General features: G+C 61.6%; 17 protein-coding genes and 14 tRNA genes. 19 read left to right on the top strand and 12 right to left on the bottom strand.

Annotation, left to right across the window (positions count from 1 at the left end; all coding sequences use genetic code 11):
- Positions 1-44 precede the first annotated feature (44 nt).
- A complete protein-coding gene (locus tag AB5Y47_RS17980) occupies positions 45-1,322 on the bottom strand; it encodes an alpha/beta fold hydrolase (protein ID WP_368220444.1) in 1,278 nt (425 codons plus the stop codon).
- Between the two features lie 236 nt (positions 1,323-1,558).
- Between AB5Y47_RS17980 and AB5Y47_RS17975 the strand changes: the two genes are divergently transcribed.
- Entirely contained in the window at positions 1,559-1,693 is a 135-nt protein-coding gene (locus AB5Y47_RS17975) for a hypothetical protein (protein ID WP_080560565.1), read from the top strand.
- 251 nt (positions 1,694-1,944) lie between these two features.
- The gene (locus AB5Y47_RS17970) at positions 1,945-2,070 is read left to right on the top strand and encodes a hypothetical protein (RefSeq protein WP_257713785.1); all 126 of its coding nucleotides are present in this window, start codon (positions 1,945-1,947) and stop codon (positions 2,068-2,070) included.
- Between the two features lie 64 nt (positions 2,071-2,134).
- Here the strand turns inward: AB5Y47_RS17970 and AB5Y47_RS17965 are convergent.
- Positions 2,135-2,210 (bottom strand) — tRNA-Asn (locus tag AB5Y47_RS17965).
- A gap of 5 nt (positions 2,211-2,215) precedes the next feature.
- Positions 2,216-2,291, bottom strand: a tRNA-Phe gene (locus tag AB5Y47_RS17960).
- 381 nt (positions 2,292-2,672) lie between these two features.
- Between AB5Y47_RS17960 and rraB the strand changes: the two genes are divergently transcribed.
- Positions 2,673-3,008: a ribonuclease E inhibitor RraB gene (gene rraB, locus AB5Y47_RS17955; protein WP_010675493.1), complete on the top strand. Its 336-nt coding sequence runs from the start codon at positions 2,673-2,675 to the stop codon at positions 3,006-3,008.
- Positions 3,009-3,076: 68 nt separating this feature from the next.
- Here rraB and AB5Y47_RS17950 read toward each other — a convergent pair whose 3' ends face one another.
- Positions 3,077-5,050 carry an EAL domain-containing protein gene (locus tag AB5Y47_RS17950; protein WP_053288764.1) on the bottom strand — a complete coding sequence of 658 codons (1,974 nt, stop codon included), beginning with the start codon at positions 5,048-5,050 and terminating at the stop codon, positions 3,077-3,079.
- A 166-nt stretch (positions 5,051-5,216) separates the two neighbouring features.
- Here AB5Y47_RS17950 and AB5Y47_RS17945 point away from each other — a divergent pair, with 166 nt between their 5' ends.
- On the top strand, positions 5,217-5,711 hold the full coding sequence (locus tag AB5Y47_RS17945; protein ID WP_029314787.1) for a hypothetical protein: 495 nt from the start codon (positions 5,217-5,219) through the stop codon (positions 5,709-5,711).
- 102 nt (positions 5,712-5,813) lie between these two features.
- Here AB5Y47_RS17945 and AB5Y47_RS17940 read toward each other — a convergent pair whose 3' ends face one another.
- From AB5Y47_RS17940 to rsgA, 5 genes are read right to left on the bottom strand one after another with little or no spacing between them, the layout of a single operon-like run.
- On the bottom strand, positions 5,814-6,215 hold the full coding sequence (locus AB5Y47_RS17940) for a hypothetical protein (protein WP_257710191.1): 402 nt from the start codon (positions 6,213-6,215) through the stop codon (positions 5,814-5,816).
- 2 nt (positions 6,216-6,217) lie between these two features.
- A complete protein-coding gene (locus AB5Y47_RS17935) occupies positions 6,218-6,469 on the bottom strand; it encodes a DUF2960 domain-containing protein (RefSeq protein ID WP_368220443.1) in 252 nt (83 codons plus the stop codon).
- 4 nt (positions 6,470-6,473) lie between these two features.
- Complete coding sequence (locus AB5Y47_RS17930; RefSeq protein ID WP_041212447.1) at positions 6,474-6,722, bottom strand: VF530 family DNA-binding protein; 249 nt, start codon at positions 6,720-6,722, stop codon at positions 6,474-6,476.
- Positions 6,719-7,591 (bottom strand): archaetidylserine decarboxylase, encoded by an 873-nt coding sequence (gene asd / locus AB5Y47_RS17925; RefSeq protein WP_124244799.1) that lies wholly within the window; start codon positions 7,589-7,591, stop codon positions 6,719-6,721. The genes AB5Y47_RS17930 and asd overlap by 4 nt, the downstream gene beginning before the upstream one ends.
- Before the next feature lie 29 nt (positions 7,592-7,620).
- Positions 7,621-8,655 carry a small ribosomal subunit biogenesis GTPase RsgA gene (gene rsgA, locus AB5Y47_RS17920; protein ID WP_049636584.1) on the bottom strand — a complete coding sequence of 345 codons (1,035 nt, stop codon included), beginning with the start codon at positions 8,653-8,655 and terminating at the stop codon, positions 7,621-7,623.
- Positions 8,656-8,746: 91 nt separating this feature from the next.
- Between rsgA and orn the strand changes: the two genes are divergently transcribed.
- The 8 genes from orn (at position 8,747) to AB5Y47_RS17880 (ending at position 10,268) form a co-directional block, all read left to right on the top strand.
- Positions 8,747-9,292 (top strand): oligoribonuclease, encoded by a 546-nt coding sequence (orn, locus tag AB5Y47_RS17915; RefSeq protein WP_042014296.1) that lies wholly within the window; start codon positions 8,747-8,749, stop codon positions 9,290-9,292.
- A gap of 177 nt (positions 9,293-9,469) precedes the next feature.
- Positions 9,470-9,545: transfer RNA gene (locus AB5Y47_RS17910), tRNA-Gly, on the top strand.
- Between the two features lie 25 nt (positions 9,546-9,570).
- Positions 9,571-9,646: transfer RNA gene (locus AB5Y47_RS17905), tRNA-Gly, on the top strand.
- Between the two features lie 32 nt (positions 9,647-9,678).
- Positions 9,679-9,754 (top strand) — tRNA-Gly (locus AB5Y47_RS17900).
- Between the two features lie 124 nt (positions 9,755-9,878).
- A tRNA-Gly gene (locus AB5Y47_RS17895) sits at positions 9,879-9,954 on the top strand.
- Between the two features lie 24 nt (positions 9,955-9,978).
- Positions 9,979-10,054 (top strand) — tRNA-Gly (locus AB5Y47_RS17890).
- A 38-nt stretch (positions 10,055-10,092) separates the two neighbouring features.
- Positions 10,093-10,168 (top strand) — tRNA-Gly (locus AB5Y47_RS17885).
- Between the two features lie 24 nt (positions 10,169-10,192).
- Positions 10,193-10,268 (top strand) — tRNA-Gly (locus tag AB5Y47_RS17880).
- A gap of 563 nt (positions 10,269-10,831) precedes the next feature.
- Here AB5Y47_RS17880 and AB5Y47_RS17875 read toward each other — a convergent pair.
- The 3 genes from AB5Y47_RS17875 to AB5Y47_RS17865 all read right to left on the bottom strand — a co-directional run bounded on the left by AB5Y47_RS17875 (position 10,832) and on the right by AB5Y47_RS17865 (position 14,198).
- Positions 10,832-11,041: a cold-shock protein gene (locus AB5Y47_RS17875; RefSeq protein ID WP_005297820.1), complete on the bottom strand. Its 210-nt coding sequence runs from the start codon at positions 11,039-11,041 to the stop codon at positions 10,832-10,834.
- A gap of 295 nt (positions 11,042-11,336) precedes the next feature.
- Positions 11,337-11,996: a LysM-like peptidoglycan-binding domain-containing protein gene (locus AB5Y47_RS17870; RefSeq protein ID WP_010675484.1), complete on the bottom strand. Its 660-nt coding sequence runs from the start codon at positions 11,994-11,996 to the stop codon at positions 11,337-11,339.
- 99 nt (positions 11,997-12,095) lie between these two features.
- Positions 12,096-14,198 carry a methyl-accepting chemotaxis protein gene (locus AB5Y47_RS17865; RefSeq protein ID WP_368220442.1) on the bottom strand — a complete coding sequence of 701 codons (2,103 nt, stop codon included), beginning with the start codon at positions 14,196-14,198 and terminating at the stop codon, positions 12,096-12,098.
- A gap of 263 nt (positions 14,199-14,461) precedes the next feature.
- Between AB5Y47_RS17865 and gltX the strand changes: the two genes are divergently transcribed.
- The 7 genes from gltX to AB5Y47_RS17830 all read left to right on the top strand — a co-directional run bounded on the left by gltX (position 14,462) and on the right by AB5Y47_RS17830 (position 16,925).
- Positions 14,462-15,877 (top strand): glutamate--tRNA ligase, encoded by a 1,416-nt coding sequence (gene gltX / locus AB5Y47_RS17860; protein ID WP_342040949.1) that lies wholly within the window; start codon positions 14,462-14,464, stop codon positions 15,875-15,877.
- Positions 15,834-16,136 (top strand): hypothetical protein, encoded by a 303-nt coding sequence (locus AB5Y47_RS17855; RefSeq protein ID WP_368220469.1) that lies wholly within the window; start codon positions 15,834-15,836, stop codon positions 16,134-16,136. Before gltX ends, AB5Y47_RS17855 begins: the two co-directional genes overlap by 44 nt.
- Positions 16,137-16,372: 236 nt before the next feature.
- A tRNA-Ala gene (locus tag AB5Y47_RS17850) sits at positions 16,373-16,448 on the top strand.
- 28 nt (positions 16,449-16,476) lie between these two features.
- Positions 16,477-16,552: transfer RNA gene (locus AB5Y47_RS17845), tRNA-Ala, on the top strand.
- Between the two features lie 63 nt (positions 16,553-16,615).
- Positions 16,616-16,691 (top strand) — tRNA-Ala (locus AB5Y47_RS17840).
- 48 nt (positions 16,692-16,739) lie between these two features.
- Positions 16,740-16,815 (top strand) — tRNA-Ala (locus tag AB5Y47_RS17835).
- A gap of 34 nt (positions 16,816-16,849) precedes the next feature.
- Positions 16,850-16,925 (top strand) — tRNA-Ala (locus AB5Y47_RS17830).
- Positions 16,926-17,237 lie beyond the last annotated feature (312 nt).

The raw sequence follows: 17,237 nt of genomic DNA, 5'->3' as shown, positions 1-17,237 counted from the left end.
GCCCTCGAACTTGTCGTCTTGCTGCGGGCGTGCGCCCGGCGGGATCAGTGATCCCGGTTCATGCGGATGAGCCGATCCAGGATCCGCTCGCCATCGACCCGCAGGCCGTTGTGTTCGTACTCGTTGGTGATCCAGGCGCGGCTGTTGCCAAGCCCCTTCAGGGTGTCGCGGCTGTAGTCAAACTCCACGTACATGTCCTCGGCATAGACGGCGCAGGCCACCGGCACAGTGTTGCGGGCCAGCTGCGCCGGGTCGTAGAGGGGACCCCAGTCCGCTTTCTGGGCAAGCAGGTGGGCGGCCTCCTTCAGGGGAATGAGCTCGCGGAACTGTTCGAACATCCAGGGGAAGATCATCTCACCGGTAAAGGCGAAATCTTTGCCGGGCGCCCAGGCCAGGGCAGGGAACTCCCTTCTCACCCGCTCGGCCGCCCAGTTGCTGGCACTCCCTTCGCAATAGATGAGCTCGTGCAGGATGGCGAACACCGGGTTGGTGTTGAACGGCTGCATGGCCTGCACCTGATAGAGGAAGGCGGGGTTGAGGCGTTCGCCGATGAAGGCGTCTTCCAGCAGGTAGTAAAGTGCCTCGAAGGCGCCGCTGGCCCCCAGATCCAGCCCCTGCTGCTGCAACTGCTCCACCGTCAGGCGCTGGCCGTTGGGCAGGCGCACATTGTAGTGGTGCAGGTGGTTGGCCAGCCGGTTGGCCAGGGCCTGGGCATGGGGGAAGCGGGTGAAGAAGGCGCGGTTCTTGTCCGCTACCCGCTGGTAGGTGGCGCGGTAGACCTCATCCGCACTGCGCCCGATGGGTGCCACGCCGCCGGTGAGGTAGACCTCGTGCAGGCTCCGCGGGAACAACGAGAGGTAGGTGAGGCTGCAAAAGCCGCCGAAACTCTGGCCGAGCAGGCTCCAGGGGCGCCCCGGGCTCAGCACCTCGCGAATGCATTCGGCGTCGCGCACTATGCTGTCGGCACGAAAATGGCCGAGGTAGTCCGCCTGCTCACCGGGGGTCATCCCCTCCAGGGCGTCAGCACTGATGGGGGTGGAGTGGCCGGTGCCGCGCTGATCGAGCAGCAGCACCCGAAACTCCTGCAGGGCCCGCTTGATCCAGCCGCCATCGGCGGTCGGGCGAGGAGCGCCAAAACCCGGGCCCCCCTGCAAATAGAGCAACCAGGGCAGGTCATCATCCAACTTGTCCTTGCGGCAGAGGGTGCGGCCAAACAGGGTGAGGGTCGCCTCCTCGTCGGGATGCTGGTGGTCGAGGGGCACGGTAAAAAAGTGTGGCTCGCAATGGATGCCATCCAGCACATAGTGCAAGGGGCTGCTCATCTGGGGTCTCCCTGAGGGTAGGAAAATCGTCGGCCTCATCATAGCCCTGGCGCAGGGGCGGGTCACGCCGGTTTTCCAGATTGTTAACAGAGATGGAGCCTGAGGTCGGTGCCGTACAAGGTGTGGTTTCGCCGCTGTTGACGGCGGGCTGCAACTGGACAAAGATGAGCCGCCTGCCGGGACGGGCAGGGATAGGTCAGCACCCCGGGTGCAGGAAACTGGATGGAGTTGGCTCGATGAAGCCGAGATGGATACGTGTTCGCAAGAGACGCACACAGAGGGATCCGGAGGGGGTGCTGCAGGTGGGTTTGCTGGTGTTCAGCGCCACCTGTGGTGCCACTCTGTTGCTGGCGGCCTGCAACGGCGGTTAGCTGAGTGAAACAGACCCGCTGGTCATGAGCGGGTTTTTTCATGCCGGAGCAGAAGGTCGGGACCTGCCTGTAGCCCTTTGCTGACGCGGGTTTGCGGTATGCAGAGTACGGCTGCTATGGTCAATTTACGACCGGATCCACAGAGGGAGGCGATCATGAACAGTCGTGAAAAAGTCCTGGCTCATTTGGCCACAGATCACCGGGTTGCAGGATTGACCGCCGGCGAGGCACTGGCTGGCATGAGCCACTCGATGAGTTCGCTCCTGCTGCAACAGGATCAGCACTTCTTCCGCCGCCATGCGGACGACCCCTGTCACGAAGTCGCCCGTGCCTGCTCGGCCGGACACGTATGGCATGGGGACGAAAACCACTACTAGCCCCGGCATGTGAGTAAATGACAGATGCAAAAAGGCCCGCTCATCTGAGCGGGCCTTTCGAATTTGGCTCCTCCTACTGGACTTGAACCAGTGACATACGGATTAACAGTCCGCCGTTCTACCGACTGAACTAAGGAGGAATAGTTGGTGCCCAGAGACGGAATCGAACCGCCGACACGGGGATTTTCAATCCCCTGCTCTACCGACTGAGCTATCTGGGCAACGGCGCGCATTAAACCCTTTCTGGACTGAGGTGTCAACCACAGGCCGCAGATTGATGTACCGTTCGCTCGATATCCGAGCAATCTTCCCGTGATTGGACCGGTTTCCCCGTTTTAACCATGAAAAGAGGGGCGCCTGCGGGGCAGGGTGGGCCGACGGCCAGCAGAACATCATGAAGGGGGGCGAGCTGCCTGACGTGCCGAGGGCTGCCCGCTGGCGCCAAGCCGGGAGAGGCGCCAGTTATCTTGGCCCATCGATTGAGCCTGCCGCGCTCTGCGGGTATGCTTTGCCGCACTCATCCCCTGGCCATGGTCCGGGCCGACGCGGCTGGCAGGGGTGACATCCATTCAACACCGCCTGGGGTTTATATGAATACCAATATGCAAGAGTGGCGCGAAGAGACCGCCGCCATCGTCAACGAGCTGCTGGCCGATGGCAGCAACCCGGATCTGGATTACGAGATTGAGCACCACTTTGCCTGCCAGAAGTTCGATCTGCTGGAGAAGGCGGCGGTCGATCTGTTCAAGGCCGGTTTCGAAGTGACCGACGCCGAGGAGATGGAGCTGGACGACGGCGCCACCATCTTCTGTTTCGACGCCATGGTGGAGTGCAAGCTGGACATCGACACCATCGTCGCCGACATCGAGAAGATGCTGCCCATCCTCGAGAAATACGGGGTGGACTACGACGGCTGGGGCACCTACTTCCAGGAGTAAGTGCGCCAGATCACGTACGCTTTGCAAAAACAACAAGGCCACCCTCGGGTGGCCTTGTTGTTGCTGGCTTACTGCTCCGGCAGCTGGTAGCTGCGGGCAAACTCGGCCGGTGGGAGGGGGCGGCTGAACAGATAGCCTTGCAGCCGATCGCAACCGACCTGCACCAGCCAGGCCTGCTGCTCCGGTGTCTCCACCCCTTCGGCGGTGATCTTGATGCCAAGCTCATGGCCCAACCCGATGACGGAACGCACGATGGCGGTGGTGGCCTGGTTGGTGGCCAGCCCCTGGGTGAAGCTTTTGTCGAGCTTGAGGGTCGCCACTTGCAGCCTGGGAAGGTAGGCGAGGGAGCAGTAGCCGGTGCCGAAGTCGTCGATGGCGAGCTGGAAGCCCGCCTCGATGAGGCTGGCCAGGTTGCTCTCTATCTCGTCGGCATTCTCCATCAGCACCCCTTCGGTGATCTCCAGCTCCAGTTGCCAGGGGGCGAGCCCGTGGCGCGCGATGCAGTCGAAGATCTGCGGGCAGAGCTCGGGATCGCGGAACTGCAGGGGCGAGAGGTTGATGGAGAGCACCAGATCCGGGGCCGCCACCTGCCAGCGGGCAAGCTGGGCACAGCCGAGCTCCAGCATCAGCTGGCCGAGCTGGCCGATGAGCCCCAGCTCCTCCGCCAGCGGGATGAACTCGTCGGGGGAGATCATGCCGAATTCGGGATGGGGCCAGCGGCAGAGCAGCTCTGCCCCGTGCAGCCGGTTGCTGTGGGTGCAGATGATGGGCTGGTAGACGGCGGTCAGCTCGGCGGACTTGATGGCGAGTGGCAACTGGGCGGCGATGAGCTGGCGGCGTTTGAGCTTGGCATCGAGTGCGGGGTCGAACAGGGTACAGTGCTGCTGCTGGCGCTTGCCCTGGGCCAGGGCGGCCTCGGCGTGGCTCAACAGACGCTCGGCATCCTTGGCCTTGCCATGGGCGATGCCGAGGAACACCGGGATCTGGATCCTGTGTTCTTCCACCTGATAGGGCGTCATCAGCTCCTGCTGCAGGTTGCGGCTCCACGCATCCAGAGAGAGGGGGAGCTCGGGCAGCAGCAGGGCGAAGTCATCCGCCGCGACCCGGCAGAGCAGGGACTGGGGCGGCGCCAGTCGCTGCAGGCGACGGGCCACCTGGCTCAGCAGGCGGTCGGCGACCCGGATGCCGAAGCGATCGTTGATCTCGCGAAAATGTTGCAGATCCACCAGCAGCAGGCTGGCCTTGCGGGCGCCCAGATGACGGCTGGTCTGGAGGAAGTGGGAGAGCTTGAGCAGGCCGGTCAGGCTGTCGTAGTGCTGCTCCTGCTGCAACTGGGCCTGGGTGGTGCGCAGCCCGGTGATGTCGCGGCTCAGGGTGAGGATGCCGAGGGAGTTGCCCTCGTCATCCGGCACCTCGACCCGGGTGACCTCCAGATGGCGGCCTCTGCCCTGGGCATCCACCACGCAATACTCCCCCTGACCCAGGGTTTGTTCGACGGGCAGCCGGGGCGGGACGCGCCGACCCAGAGCCTCGCTTGCCACCAGCCCCATGAAGTCGAGAAAGGCCTGGTTGCAGTCGATGAGCACGCCCTGGTGATCCTCGAGACGGATGAGGTCGGGAATGGCATCCAGCAGGCGGCGTTGCAGCAACTGCTGCTGGCGGAAGGTTTGCTCCAGCTCCTTGCGCTGATCGATGGCGCTGACCATGGCAAACAGGGCGATGGGATCGCCGTGCTCGTCATACAGGGGAACCTTGTTGATCTCCATCCAGCTGGCGCCTTCGCCGCTGTGGCAATGGAGCTGCTGGTGCAGCAGGGGTTTGCCGTCGGCCAGCAGGCGGTCATCTTCCTCCCGGAATACATCCCCCCAGGGCATCTCGGCATCGCTCTTGCCAATGAGTTCGCTCGGGTCTTGCAGGCCGGCTTCCCTGGCGAATGCCTTGTTGGCAAACAGGTACCGTCCGTGCTTGTCCCGGCAGAAGATATTCATGGGTAACTGGTCGATGATCTGCTGCAGCAGCGCCAGGGAGAGCGAAGAAGTCACGAGAGCACTCACGGGGGAGACTTCGAGCAAATCTATGATAACAGGTGGGTTTTGTAAAGCCTGGGTTAAGAGTACGCCATTTGTGCGGATCCCTGCTGACAGTCTGTGTCGCGATCGCCATAATAGCCGCCGGTCGGCCTATGGCCTTATGGATGAGAGAAGCAGCATGAAGAAGATAATGGGGGGCGCCCTGGCCCTGTTGATGGTGGGTTGTGCGAGCGACAACAACGGCGGCGAGCAGTATCGCTATACCCCGCCGGTTGCCAAGGCAACCAACAACACCCAGGAGATGGCGATCCCGGTGGATCTGGTGTGGGCCCGTGCCGAGAAGTGGTTCGGCGATCACGGCCTGAACATCGAGAACAGCCAGCGTGGTGCCGGTCTGATGACCGCCAACGTGGAAAACTCGGCCGATGGTCTGGAGTGGCTGGATTGCGGCACCATGGGGTCCAAGGTGGCGCTGGGCAACCCCAACCTGCAGATCAACCTGATCATCACCCAGAGCGGCAACAACAGCGTCGCCACCGTGAACGTCAAGGGCAATACCCAGCTCTACTTCGTCGAGTCCTCCGGCGAGCGGGTACTGGCTCCCTCCATCACCCCGGTGTGCGTCTCCCGCGGCAGCCTGGAACAGAGCCTGTTCTCCACCCTCGGCAACTGATATCCTGCCGGGTATCATGAAAAACCCCGTTGCGTGCAACGGGTTTTTTTTATGCCTGCTCTGCGCCCATCAGGGCGTGGGGGGAGGGATGACGCCAGAGGATCAGGGGGTCAGATCGCCGTGATAGAGCACATGGTCGCCGGCTTTGAGCACATAGCCCTTCCAGGGGAAGAGCTGATAGCCACCGCCCTGCCAGGACCAGTTGCCCTCTTCGCCCAGGCGGATCAGCCGGATCGGCTCGCCCTCTGGCAGGGTCAGCTCGGCCTGACTCTGATCGGCATTGAACAGCACGAAAGCGCTGACGGTCTGACCGGCATCGGTCGGGTTGAGGCGAATGCCCTGCTCGAACAGCCGCACGCACTGGCCTGCCAGCGCCGACCATTGATAACCCGCGCTGCCGATGCAGCCATGTTCGTCGCGATCCGCGCCGACCAGGGGCTCCCTCGGTGTCGTGTTGCAGGCGGCCAGCAGCAGGGTGGCCGCCATCAGGGTCAGGGTGCGCATGGTTACTCCTTGGCGTCCCGTTCGATGACGATGTTGGAGAAGCCCAGTTCCTTGAAGTAGTTCTCCCGGTAATCCTTCACGCTCTTCTTGTCGCGGCGGCACACCTGTGCCAGCTGCTCTTCCATGGCGTGGAAGCGGGTCAGATCGATCCCCTCGGCGGTGGCAACGGCATCATAGATGCTGTTGAACTTGTCGTTGGCGTAGCCAATCTCCCTGGCCTGCTTCTTGTAGGTGTAGGTAATCTTGAACGCCATGGCGTCACTCCTTCTCTTTGGCCTGCTTGCGCTGGACGTACAGATAGAGGCTTTCGACCTTCTCTCTGGCCCAGGGAGTCTTGCGCAAGAACTTCAGGCTGGACTTGATGCTGGGATTATCGGTGAAGCAGCGGATATTGATCTGCTGCCCCAGCGCTTCCCAGCCATAGTGCGCGACCAGGGCGGTGACGATGGCCTCCAGGGTCAGCCCGTGCAGCGGGTTGTTCTTCTGGGAAGCGGGTTGATCGCTCATGCTTGCGCCGCCAGGGTGGCAAAGGGCTGACCCATGCGGGTGGTGACCCCGTTGGCCAGGTGCGGCTCGAAACCGGCCAGCATGCCCGGGCCAAACAGGCAGACGACTGTGCTGCCCAGCTTGAACAGGCCCATCTCGGCGCCTTTTTGCAGGGTGATGGCTTCATCGCCGGTGTAGTCCCAGCGCACCACCTTCTTCTCTTTGGTCGGCGCTATGTTGCCGGCCCAGATGGTCTCGATGCTCGCGACGATAGTGGCACCGACCAGCACCAGGGCCATGGGGCCTTGGGGGGTTCGGAAGGTGGCCACCACCCGCTCGTTGCGGGCAAACAGGTTGGGCACGTTCTCGGCGGTGAGGGGGTTGACGGAGAAGAGATCCCCCGGCACGAACACCATGCTCTCCAGCACGCCGTCCAGCGGCATGTGGATGCGGTGGTAATCCTTGGGTGCCAGATAGATGGTAGCGAAGTCGCCATCCTTGAACGGGGCCACCAGATCCTCATAGCCCCCCAGCAGCTCGCGGGCGCTGTAGTCGTGGCCCTTGGCCTGGATGATGCGACCTTGGCTGATGGGCCCGAGCTGGCTGACGGTGCCATCCACCGGCAGGGCCAGGGTCATGGCGTCTTCCACCACGGGGCGGATGCCGGGCTTGAGCTCGCGGGTGAAGAATTCGTTGAAGCTCTTGTAGTGGGCAGGGCTCTCGTGCAGCGCCTCGCTCATGTCGACCTGGTACTGCTTGATAAAGGCCTCGATCACCCTGGTGGTGAGGTTGCCCGCTTCGGCGGCGGCAAGTTTGCCCACCAGGCGGGAGAGGGCGTGTTTGGGCAGGCAGTATTGACCGGCAATTTTCAGGTTGTCAGTGATGCTCATGATCTTCATCTGGGAATGAGTTGAACGGGTCACAGCCGCGCCTGTTGGCGACCGTGGCGGGCTTCCTGCATGGTTTCCAGGATGCGGTGGTAGTTGTGGAAGCGATCGGCGCTGATGGCGCCCACTTCAACCGCGGCGCGCAGGGCGCAGCCGGGATCATCCTTGTGGGTGCAGTCGCGGAACTTGCAGCCACCCAGGTAGTCGCGAAACTCGACGAAGCACCAGGTGATGCGGTCGGCTTCCAGGTGCCAGAGGGCGAACTCGCGGATTCCGGGGGAGTCGATGAGATCGCCGCCGCTCGGGAAGTGGTAGAGCCGCGCCGTGGTGGTGGTGTGCTGGCCGAGCCCCGAGTTCTCGGAGATCTCGCCGGTGAGCACGTCCAGCCCCGGCATCAGGGCGTTGGTGAGGGACGACTTGCCCACCCCGGACTGGCCCACGAAGATGCTGATCTTGTCGGTGAGCGCCGCCTTGAGGGCGTCGATGCCCTCACCGCTCTCGCAGCTCACCAGCAGCACCTCGTAACCGAGCTTGCGGTAGGTCTCGAGCTGGTGCTCGATACGGGCGCGGGCCGCGTCATCGAGCATGTCGACCTTGTTCAGCACGATGAGGGGCGCTATCTCCACATCTTCTGCCGCCACCAGGTAGCGGTCGACGATGTTGGTGGAGAACTCGGGCATCACCGCCGAAACGATGATGATCTGGTCGATGTTGGCGGCGATGGGTTTGACCCCGTCGTAGAAGTCCGGCCGGGTCAGCACCGAGTGGCGCGGGTGCACCGCCTCGATGACGCCGGCAGTCGCGGCATTGAGGCCGGGGCGCCACACCACCTTGTCGCCGCACACCAGGCTGCTGATGCTGCTGCGCCGCAGGTTGCTGCGGTGGATGGCACCATCGCTCGCCTCGACATCCGCGTGCTGGCCGAAACGGCTGATCACCACCCCTTCGATGGCGGGGCCGAACAGGGTGTCATCTACCACTGTGGTGTGCTCTTTTTGCAGCCGCCGCTCGCGGTTGGCCTGGACGCGCCTTTGTTGACCCAGATTGAGTTTTGCTTTCTTTGCCACGGGGTTTGCCAGTTTATGAACAGATTCAAAGCCAGTATGATACATGCAAATTGGCAAAATTCCGCCATTCCTCCCAATAGAGAGAGCAATCATGACAGTCAGCGCGCAGAACCTGGTATGGATCGACATGGAGATGACGGGTCTGGACCCCGAAGAGAACGTGGTACTGGAGATCGCCACCATCGTCACCGACAAGGACCTGAACGTGCTGGCCGAAGGGCCGGTCATCGCCATCCACCAGAGCGAGGAAGAGCTGGGCAAGATGGATGACTGGAACGTCAACACCCACACCAAGAGCGGGCTGGTGGCCCGGGTCAAGGCGAGTGAATACGACGAGGCCAAGGCCGTTGCCGAGACCCTCGCCTTCATTCGCCAGTGGGTGCCGGAGCGCACCAGCCCCCTGTGCGGCAACAGCATCGGCCAGGATCGCCGCTTCATGGTCAAGCACATGAGCGATCTGGAAGCCTTCTTCCATTACCGCAACGTGGACGTCAGCACCATCAAGGAGCTGGTCCGTCGCTGGCAGCCTGAACTGCTGGATCAGTTCAAGAAGAGCGGCTCCCACCAGGCGCTGGACGACATCCGCGAATCCATCGCCGAACTGCAGTTCTACCGCGCCCACGTCTTCAAAATCTGAGTGGCTGGCAAGGGTTTGCCGTCGTTCGGTTGCTAAAATCAGCAGTTCGGCCAGCTTTTGAGCGAACGGCTGCAACCAGACAAAAAAGCCCTTGCAATTGGAATGTCTGCTCTTATAATTCGGCTCCCGTACAGTAGCGCAAGCAACCAAATGCTGTACGGTCTGTTTTCAGGTTTTGCGGGAATAGCTCAGTTGGTAGAGCACGACCTTGCCAAGGTCGGGGTCGCGAGTTCGAGTCTCGTTTCCCGCTCCAAAATGTTTGCTGATGACGTTCCGATGCGGGAATAGCTCAGTTGGTAGAGCACGACCTTGCCAAGGTCGGGGTCGCGAGTTCGAGTCTCGTTTCCCGCTCCAATCATCAGCACAGCCTCAAGACAATCCATGTTGCGGGAATAGCTCAGTTGGTAGAGCACGACCTTGCCAAGGTCGGGGTCGCGAGTTCGAGTCTCGTTTCCCGCTCCAATATGCAGTGCCGGAGTCACCGCGTTGGTAGAGCATGTTCAGTGCTTGCCAAGGCTGGGGTAGCGAGCGCGAGTCTCGTTGCTGGCTCCAAAAATATCCAAAAATATGTAAGTGATATTCCGATGCGGGAATAGCTCAGTTGGTAGAGCACGACCTTGCCAAGGTCGGGGTCGCGAGTTCGAGTCTCGTTTCCCGCTCCAATCATTTGCAGATGACATTTTGTTGCGGGAATAGCTCAGTTGGTAGAGCACGACCTTGCCAAGGTCGGGGTCGCGAGTTCGAGTCTCGTTTCCCGCTCCAAACAGTGTCCGGTAGATATGTGTAAGTGATATTCCGATGCGGGAATAGCTCAGTTGGTAGAGCACGACCTTGCCAAGGTCGGGGTCGCGAGTTCGAGTCTCGTTTCCCGCTCCAATCACTTGCAGATGACATTCTGTTGCGGGAATAGCTCAGTTGGTAGAGCACGACCTTGCCAAGGTCGGGGTCGCGAGTTCGAGTCTCGTTTCCCGCTCCAATCTCTCTTCGAACCCTTCGAACCCTTCGAGTTCAATCTCTCCCCCAAGTACACGAATCCAGTTTCTCAGTACCATCACTGCCGCGTCCTGTTGGTAGAGCATGATCCGCGCTTGCCAAGGCTGGGGTCGCGAGTTCGAGTCTCGTTTCCCGCTCCAATTTCTCTTCGACGTCCTCATAATCCCTTTGAATTCCCCATCACATCGCGCCGCGATGATTTGTCGTATCCGGCGTTTGCCTGCTTTCTCTCTTCCCCGCACATCCCAAGTCATAAGACCAAGATGTATTGCTTGCTAATAGCCTCCCGGAGATCGGGCACAACCCTTTGCGGTCGGCTAACAGGCTTGGCAGGGCCTGAATGACAGACAGTGGCTCGGTATAAGTTAAAACCGGGGCATTTAACCAAAACTCATCATTTTGATTTATAGCGGCTGGTGGCGGCCATAAACGGCTTGCAGGTGGGGATGGCAAGCCCGGCAAGAGCTCTGCCGATCGGGGAGGGGAAATCGCGGGCAAAAAAATAGGAGGGGCGATGGCTCCTCCTACGGGTTCACTGGCGCTGGCTCAGATAACGGTGACGTTCTCGGCCTGAGGGCCTTTTTTGCCCTGGGTCACAGTGAACTGGACTTTTTGACCTTCAGCCAGGGTCTTGAAACCTGCGCTCTGGATGGAGGAGAAGTGAACGAAAACGTCCGGTCCCTGGGATTGCTCGATGAAGCCAAAACCCTTGGTTTCGTTGAACCATTTTACTTGGCCGGTGCGAATGTCAGACATGTGGTAAGTCCTATCTATAACAAAATGAAACTAAGCCTGGTTGGGCAGCATTTGCCTGGAAGTCAGGGGTTGAAGCATGACTGACCACGTCTCTTTGTCCCAGTAGCATGTAGCACAATCCCTGTCTAAAGCCTGACCGATTGTACTGGAGCCCGATCCCTTGTCAATTTGGCACTTTTCATTTTTTGAGCGAGCTAAAAGTATTGTGAAGTCAGCAGCTTGTTTCATGCTTCACATCAAAAAAAACGGGAGGCCATGGCCTCCCGTCTGCATAAGGGGGGGTGGTCGAGCCCCCTTATTCCTTGAGGGCGAACCCTTCCCCCTGGCGGTCGTAGCGGTAGCTGACCTGACCGAGAGAGCGGACCTCGACCCGCTGGATGCGGCGGCTGGTGTCCACCAGGATGAACACCGACTTGCCCGACTGCAGCCGGGTCAGCGGCCTGTCCGGCCCTTCGATGGCGATGAGCCGGCTGAGCTCGGCCCCCGGCAGCTCGAACTTGCGGAAGATGGAGTAGAGGGTTTCACCGGCCTGCACGTCGTGCTGCAACCAGGTGCCATCCACTTTCTCCTCGACGGGCTTGGCGGCCTGGGGCTCACCGGCGTTGCCGACGGTCAGGGCCTGGGCCGGCACGGCCAGGGGGACCGCCAGAGAGCCTGACGGCGCCGTGGTCGGGGCGGCGGGGGCGGGCTCCCAGGCCAGCACCAGCAGCCAGAGCGGGATCAGCACCAGCAACCCTATGGTGTGTTTGCGGGGCAGGGGGCTTGCCAGCTTGAAAGAGGCCGCCTTCGGCTCCTTGTTGCGCTGACCCAGGCCACTCATGCCCTGGCCGAGACGCTGGCGCAGGGGCAGGGTAGCCGCGTTGATACGTTGGAGCAGGGTTCCTTGTGATTCGTCTTGGCGACGCTGCTGGGCTCGTCTGTTATGGCCACGTGGGCGACGGTCCGGGGTGGGCACGGCATTTACCTCTCACTACATTGCCTGCCATCAGGCAAATATGCCGCCTATGGTAAACGGACTCGTCCCCGAGGGGGAGAGTCCGGAGCATGAAAATTATCAGCTGAGACGAAACTGACCCAACAATTGTTGCAAACGTTCCGCCGCCTGACGCAAGGCCTGACTGGCGTTGGCCGTGCTGGTGGCGTCCCTGGCGATGTCGTTGGCCAGTGCGCTGGTTTTTGACAGATTGCCGGAGACGGTCTCGGAAACCGAGCTCTGCTCCTCGGCGGCGGAGGCGATTTGGTAGGTCATGTCGTTGATGGTGGCGATGGCCTGGAAGATGCTGCCGAGGGCCGCCTCCGCCTGATCCGCTTCCCCCACCGCCTGATGGGTCAGCTGCTGGCTCTGCTGGATGGCGTTGACCGCGTTGGTGGAGCTGTGGCGGATCTTGTCGATCAGCTCCTGGGTATTCTGCACCGCCTGCTGGGTGTTGCCCGCCAGCTTGCGCACCTCGTCGGCCACCACCGCAAAACCGCGCCCCTGCTCGCCGGCCCGGGCCGCTTCGATGGCGGCGTTGAGCGCCAGCAGGTTGGTCTGATCGGCGATCCCCTGGATGACGGTGAGGATGCTGGTGATCTGCTCGCTGTCGTGAGCCAGCCCTTCCACCACTTCGGCTCCCTTGCCTGCCTCGGCGGCCACCTTGTGCATGGAGTGGATCACCCGCTGGAAGCGTACCTTGCCCTCGTCCGCCGCGCTCTGGGCCTGCTTGGCGGAGTCGGCGGTGTTGTTGGCGTGGGTGGCCACCTCCTGGCTGACATAGGACATCTCCTGCACCGCGGTCAGCATCTGCTCCATTTCCGCCTGGTGATGCTGCAGGTTGCTGTCGGTCTGTCCGGCGATGCGATCGGTGTCCCCGGCGTGGCGATGGACCTCGCTCGCGGTCTTCTGCACATCCCCGAGCAGGGCCTGCAGCTTGTTGATGAAGCGGTTGATGCCCCGGGCCAGGGCCCCCAGCTCGTCCCTTGAGCGGCTCTCCAGACGCTTGGTGAGATCCCCGTCGCCGTCGGCGATGTCATCCACCAGGCTCACCATCTGACGGATGGGGCCCGTGATGCTGTGGGCAATGACCAGCATGGTGCCAAGGGCCAGCGCCAGTACGATGAGGGCACCGATGAGCTGCTGGGTCATGGCGGCGCGGTTCATGTCGGTGAGCTGGCGTGCCAGCTCGTCCGCTCCCGCCAGCACCACCTTGTAGGGCAGGGTGACGATGATGGCCCAGTTTCGGGCCATGCCGGGCACCGCGATGGGCACCGAGATACGGAACGCGTCGGTGAGCTCCTGGCGCTGCACGTCCGGTTTGAGGTACTGCTGCCAGCCGTTGCCGAGCACCTTGTCGGCGCGGCTGCCGAGCAGGCTGGCGTCGCCGCTGGTACCGGTGATGACGCCGGCGGCGCTGACGATCAGGGTTTCCCCCTTGCCGTCATAGATGTTGCTGTTGAGGGACTGGGCCTGGCGGCTGATGGAGTCCACCGCCAGATCCAGCGCGGCGATGCCCTTGAACTGGCCATCCACCAGGATGGGGGTGGTGATGGTGCTCACCAGCACCTGCTGGCCGTTGATGTCCACCTTGAAGGGGTCGATGAGGCAGGGGCGCCCCTCCCGTTTCGGGCAGGCGTAGTAGTCGTTGGCCGGGTTGCCGAACTCGTCCGGATCGCTCTTCTCGATGGAGAGCAGCAGGTCGGTGCCTATGCTCTCCTTGTCGCGATAGAAATAGGGAACGAAGCGCCCCTTGTCGTCACTGCCGAGCGCGCTCTGGCCAGCGAAGCTTTCGTCCTGGCCGTCGAAGCCGTTGGGTTCGAAGCCCGCGAAGGCGCCATAGAGCTGGGGCTCCAGGGCAAGCTGGGCCTTGAGCAGGTCGGTGGCTTGCTGGCGATCCAGCGGCAGCTTGCCCTCCTGCTGGCGGGCGAAGACGCTGGCCATCTGCTGGGTGTAGGAGAGCCCCTTTTGCAGCAGCTGGGTGATGGTGGCGGCCTCGGCACGGGCGTTGGCGCTCACCTTCTGCCACGCCTCCTGTTGCAGGGCGGCGCGGCTGGAGTCGATGGTGAGCTGCTGGGTCTGCCGACCTGAATACTGGTTGAGCAGGATCAGGATGACCAGGGCCGTGGTCATGGCGACACCGGCCAGTACCAGGATACGATTCTGGATAGAACGAAACTGCATCGCGCGTTCCTTGTATCGTTGAGGGTTCGTTGACGGGGTGACTGAAGTATCGGCTGTGCGGGAGATCTCTCCAGCGACCTCGCCTAGCTAAGCGGGAAAAAAGGGAAAATTCTGAGACATCACTCTAAAACAGCGGTTTTTGCGGGAATAGACCCTATTTTCCCCTCTGCCTCGCCATGGTTTTCCCATCCGTCATTGTCGGTGCTAAAATGCGACGGTTTTTTTAACGAATTGGCCCAAGGCCCTCTACACAAGGCTTAAAGATGAAAGTCAAAACCCGTTTTGCTCCCAGCCCGACCGGCTTTTTGCATGTCGGCGGTGCCCGTACCGCACTCTATTCCTGGTTGTTTGCAAAGAACCAGGGCGGTGAGTTTGTGCTGCGTATCGAGGATACCGATCTGGAACGTTCCACTCAGGAGGCGATCGACGCCATCATTGAGGGCATGGAATGGCTGGAGCTGAACTGGGATGAGGGCCCCTACTACCAGACCAAGCGCTTCGATCGCTACAACGCACTGATCGACGAGATGCTGGCTGACGGCCGCGCCTACAAGTGCTACTGCTCCAAGGAGCGGCTGGAAGCGCTGCGCGAAGGCCAGATGGCCAACGGCGAGAAGCCCCGCTATGACGGCAAGTGCCGGGATGGCGACCACGATCACCCGGCCGATGCGCCCCACGTGATCCGCTTCCGCAACCCGACCGAAGGTTCCGTGGTGTTCGATGACCACGTCCGTGGCCGCATCGAGTTCGCCAACACCGAGCTGGACGATCTCATCATCCGCCGTACCGATGGCGCGCCGACCTACAACTTCTGTGTTGTAGTCGATGACTGGGACATGGAGATCACCCACGTGGTGCGTGGGGAAGACCACATCAACAACACCCCGCGCCAGATCAACATCTACAAGGCGCTGAACGCGCCGGTACCGGAGTTTGCCCACGTCTCCATGATCCTGGGTGACGACGGTGCCAAACTCTCCAAGCGCCACGGTGCCGTCTCCGTCATGCAGTACCGCGACGATGGCTACCTGCCGGAAGCGCTGCTGAACTATCTGGTGCGTCTGGGCTGGTCCCACGGGGATCAGGAGATCTTCACCCTCGACGAGATGATCAAGCTGTTCAGCCTGGATGCCATCTCCAAGTCCGCCTCCGCCTTCAACACCGACAAGCTCTTGTGGCTGAACAATCACTACATGCGCAGCCTGGATCCGGCCTATGTGGCCAAGCACCTGGCCTGGCACATGGAACACCAGCAGATCGACACCAGCAATGGCCCGGCGCTGGCCGACGTGGTCACTCTGCTGGCCGAGCGCTGCAACACCCTGGTCGAGATGGCTGCCCAGAGCCGCTACCTGTTCGAAGAGTACGAAGCGCTCGACGAAGCGGCTGCCAAGAAGCACCTGCGCGGCGTTGCTGCCGAGCCGCTGACCCTGGCCAAGGCCAAGCTGGCTGCCCTGGATAGCTGGACCACCGAAGCGCTGCACGAGCTGATTGAAGCGACCGCCGCCGAGCTGGGTCAGGGCATGGGCAAGGTCGGCATGCCGCTGCGCGTGGCCGTCACCGGTCTCGGTCAGTCCCCCGCCATCGACGCCGTGATGGCGCTGGTGGGCAAGGAGCGGGTCCTCGCCCGCATCGATCGCGCTTTGGCGTATATCGAAGCGCGCATGGCCGCCGAGTAATTCAGAGCGCCGGTACGGGCCAGTCCCCTGGCATCGCCGACGCCGTGATGGCGCTGGTGGGCAAGGAGCGGGTCCTCGCCCGCATCGACCGCGCTTTGGCGTACATCGAAGCGCGCATGGCCGCCGAGTAATTCAGAGCGCCGGTACGGGCCAGTCTCCTGCCATCGATGCCGTGATGGCGCTGGTGGGCAAGGAGCGGGTCCTCGCCCGCATCGACCGCGCTTTGGCGTATATCGAAGCGCGCATGGCCGCTGAATAAACATCGGCCATGGCATGAAAAGGGCTCCCTGACGGGGGCCCTTCGTATTTTGGCCTCAAGCGGATTTGCGACGTAAAACAGCGACATAGAGACGAGGTTGGCGGTAAAAACAGCTAACTGCCTGAATTTTGACTAAACGCTCCAGTGGGCGAGAATTTTGGGTTGACAGCAAAGCGGGTGATGCCTATCATGCGCCTCCGTTGCCAGAGATAACTTTGGTAGCGCCGAGGTGAGTTGGGGTTATAGCTCAGCTGGGAGAGCGCTTGCATGGCATGCAAGAGGTCCGCGGTTCGATCCCGCGTAGCTCCACCAAATTCTCCTCGAACAATCTGGAATCCAAGGGGTTATAGCTCAGCTGGGAGAGCGCTTGCATGGCATGCAAGAGGTCCGCGGTTCGATCCCGCGTAGCTCCACCAGGTTCCCGATTGATATGAAGTACCCAGGGCAGTGCGGTGTGTATCACCCAGGCCGACCTTTGTGGGGTTATAGCTCAGCTGGGAGAGCGCTTGCATGGCATGCAAGAGGTCCGCGGTTCGATCCCGCGTAGCTCCACCATTATTGAGGATGAATGGCCGCCAGAACCATTCATTCGGTACCGAATTTGGGGTTATAGCTCAGCTGGGAGAGCGCTTGCATGGCATGCAAGAGGTCCGCGGTTCGATCCCGCGTAGCTCCACCAAATTCAGAGTGATTCAGCGTCACTCACACACATCGGGGTTATAGCTCAGCTGGGAGAGCGCTTGCATGGCATGCAAGAGGTCCGCGGTTCGATCCCGCGTAGCTCCACCATCTTTCGCAAGAAAGCACCAAGGCCACCGCATCGCGGTGGCCTTTTTGTTTGCCTGTCATTTGGATTTCCCATGATCTCGCCCTTTGTATTTGTCTGGCAAATGGCGCTTCACCCTGTCCGTGAGGGCATCAGCGGCCCTGGCCGCCGCTGACGGGGGTGAGGGTGGGGATTGGCGCCGATGCCGCCATGGCCATGGCGCGGGCTGCACGATGCCATCCTCTGCCGCGTGGCGGTTGGCTCGTTCGGCAGCCTGCGATGGCGCTTCACCTTGTCCGCGAGGGCATCAGCGGCCCTGGCCGCCGCTGACGGGG

This window comes from Aeromonas sp. R7-2 (assembly GCF_040908105.1).
Lineage (GTDB): Bacteria > Pseudomonadota > Gammaproteobacteria > Enterobacterales > Aeromonadaceae > Aeromonas > Aeromonas caviae.
Note: the sequence above shows the minus strand (reverse complement) of the source record. Positions and strands in the feature narration are given on the sequence as shown.

Coding starts and splice junctions, on each gene's coding strand:
- AB5Y47_RS17980 (WP_368220444.1), bottom strand. CDS start 1,322: ATGAGCAGCCCCTTGCACTATGTGCTGGATGGCATCCATTGCGAGCCA.
- AB5Y47_RS17975 (WP_080560565.1), top strand. CDS start 1,559: ATGAAGCCGAGATGGATACGTGTTCGCAAGAGACGCACACAGAGGGAT.
- AB5Y47_RS17970 (WP_257713785.1), top strand. CDS start 1,945: ATGAGTTCGCTCCTGCTGCAACAGGATCAGCACTTCTTCCGCCGCCAT.
- rraB (WP_010675493.1), top strand. CDS start 2,673: ATGCAAGAGTGGCGCGAAGAGACCGCCGCCATCGTCAACGAGCTGCTG.
- AB5Y47_RS17945 (WP_029314787.1), top strand. CDS start 5,217: ATGAAGAAGATAATGGGGGGCGCCCTGGCCCTGTTGATGGTGGGTTGT.
- AB5Y47_RS17940 (WP_257710191.1), bottom strand. CDS start 6,215: ATGCGCACCCTGACCCTGATGGCGGCCACCCTGCTGCTGGCCGCCTGC.
- AB5Y47_RS17935 (WP_368220443.1), bottom strand. CDS start 6,469: ATGGCGTTCAAGATTACCTACACCTACAAGAAGCAGGCCAGGGAGATT.
- AB5Y47_RS17930 (WP_041212447.1), bottom strand. CDS start 6,722: ATGAGCGATCAACCCGCTTCCCAGAAGAACAACCCGCTGCACGGGCTG.
- asd (WP_124244799.1), bottom strand. CDS start 7,591: ATGAGCATCACTGACAACCTGAAAATTGCCGGTCAATACTGCCTGCCC.
- orn (WP_042014296.1), top strand. CDS start 8,747: ATGACAGTCAGCGCGCAGAACCTGGTATGGATCGACATGGAGATGACG.
- AB5Y47_RS17875 (WP_005297820.1), bottom strand. CDS start 11,041: ATGTCTGACATTCGCACCGGCCAAGTAAAATGGTTCAACGAAACCAAG.
- AB5Y47_RS17865 (WP_368220442.1), bottom strand. CDS start 14,198: ATGCAGTTTCGTTCTATCCAGAATCGTATCCTGGTACTGGCCGGTGTC.
- gltX (WP_342040949.1), top strand. CDS start 14,462: ATGAAAGTCAAAACCCGTTTTGCTCCCAGCCCGACCGGCTTTTTGCAT.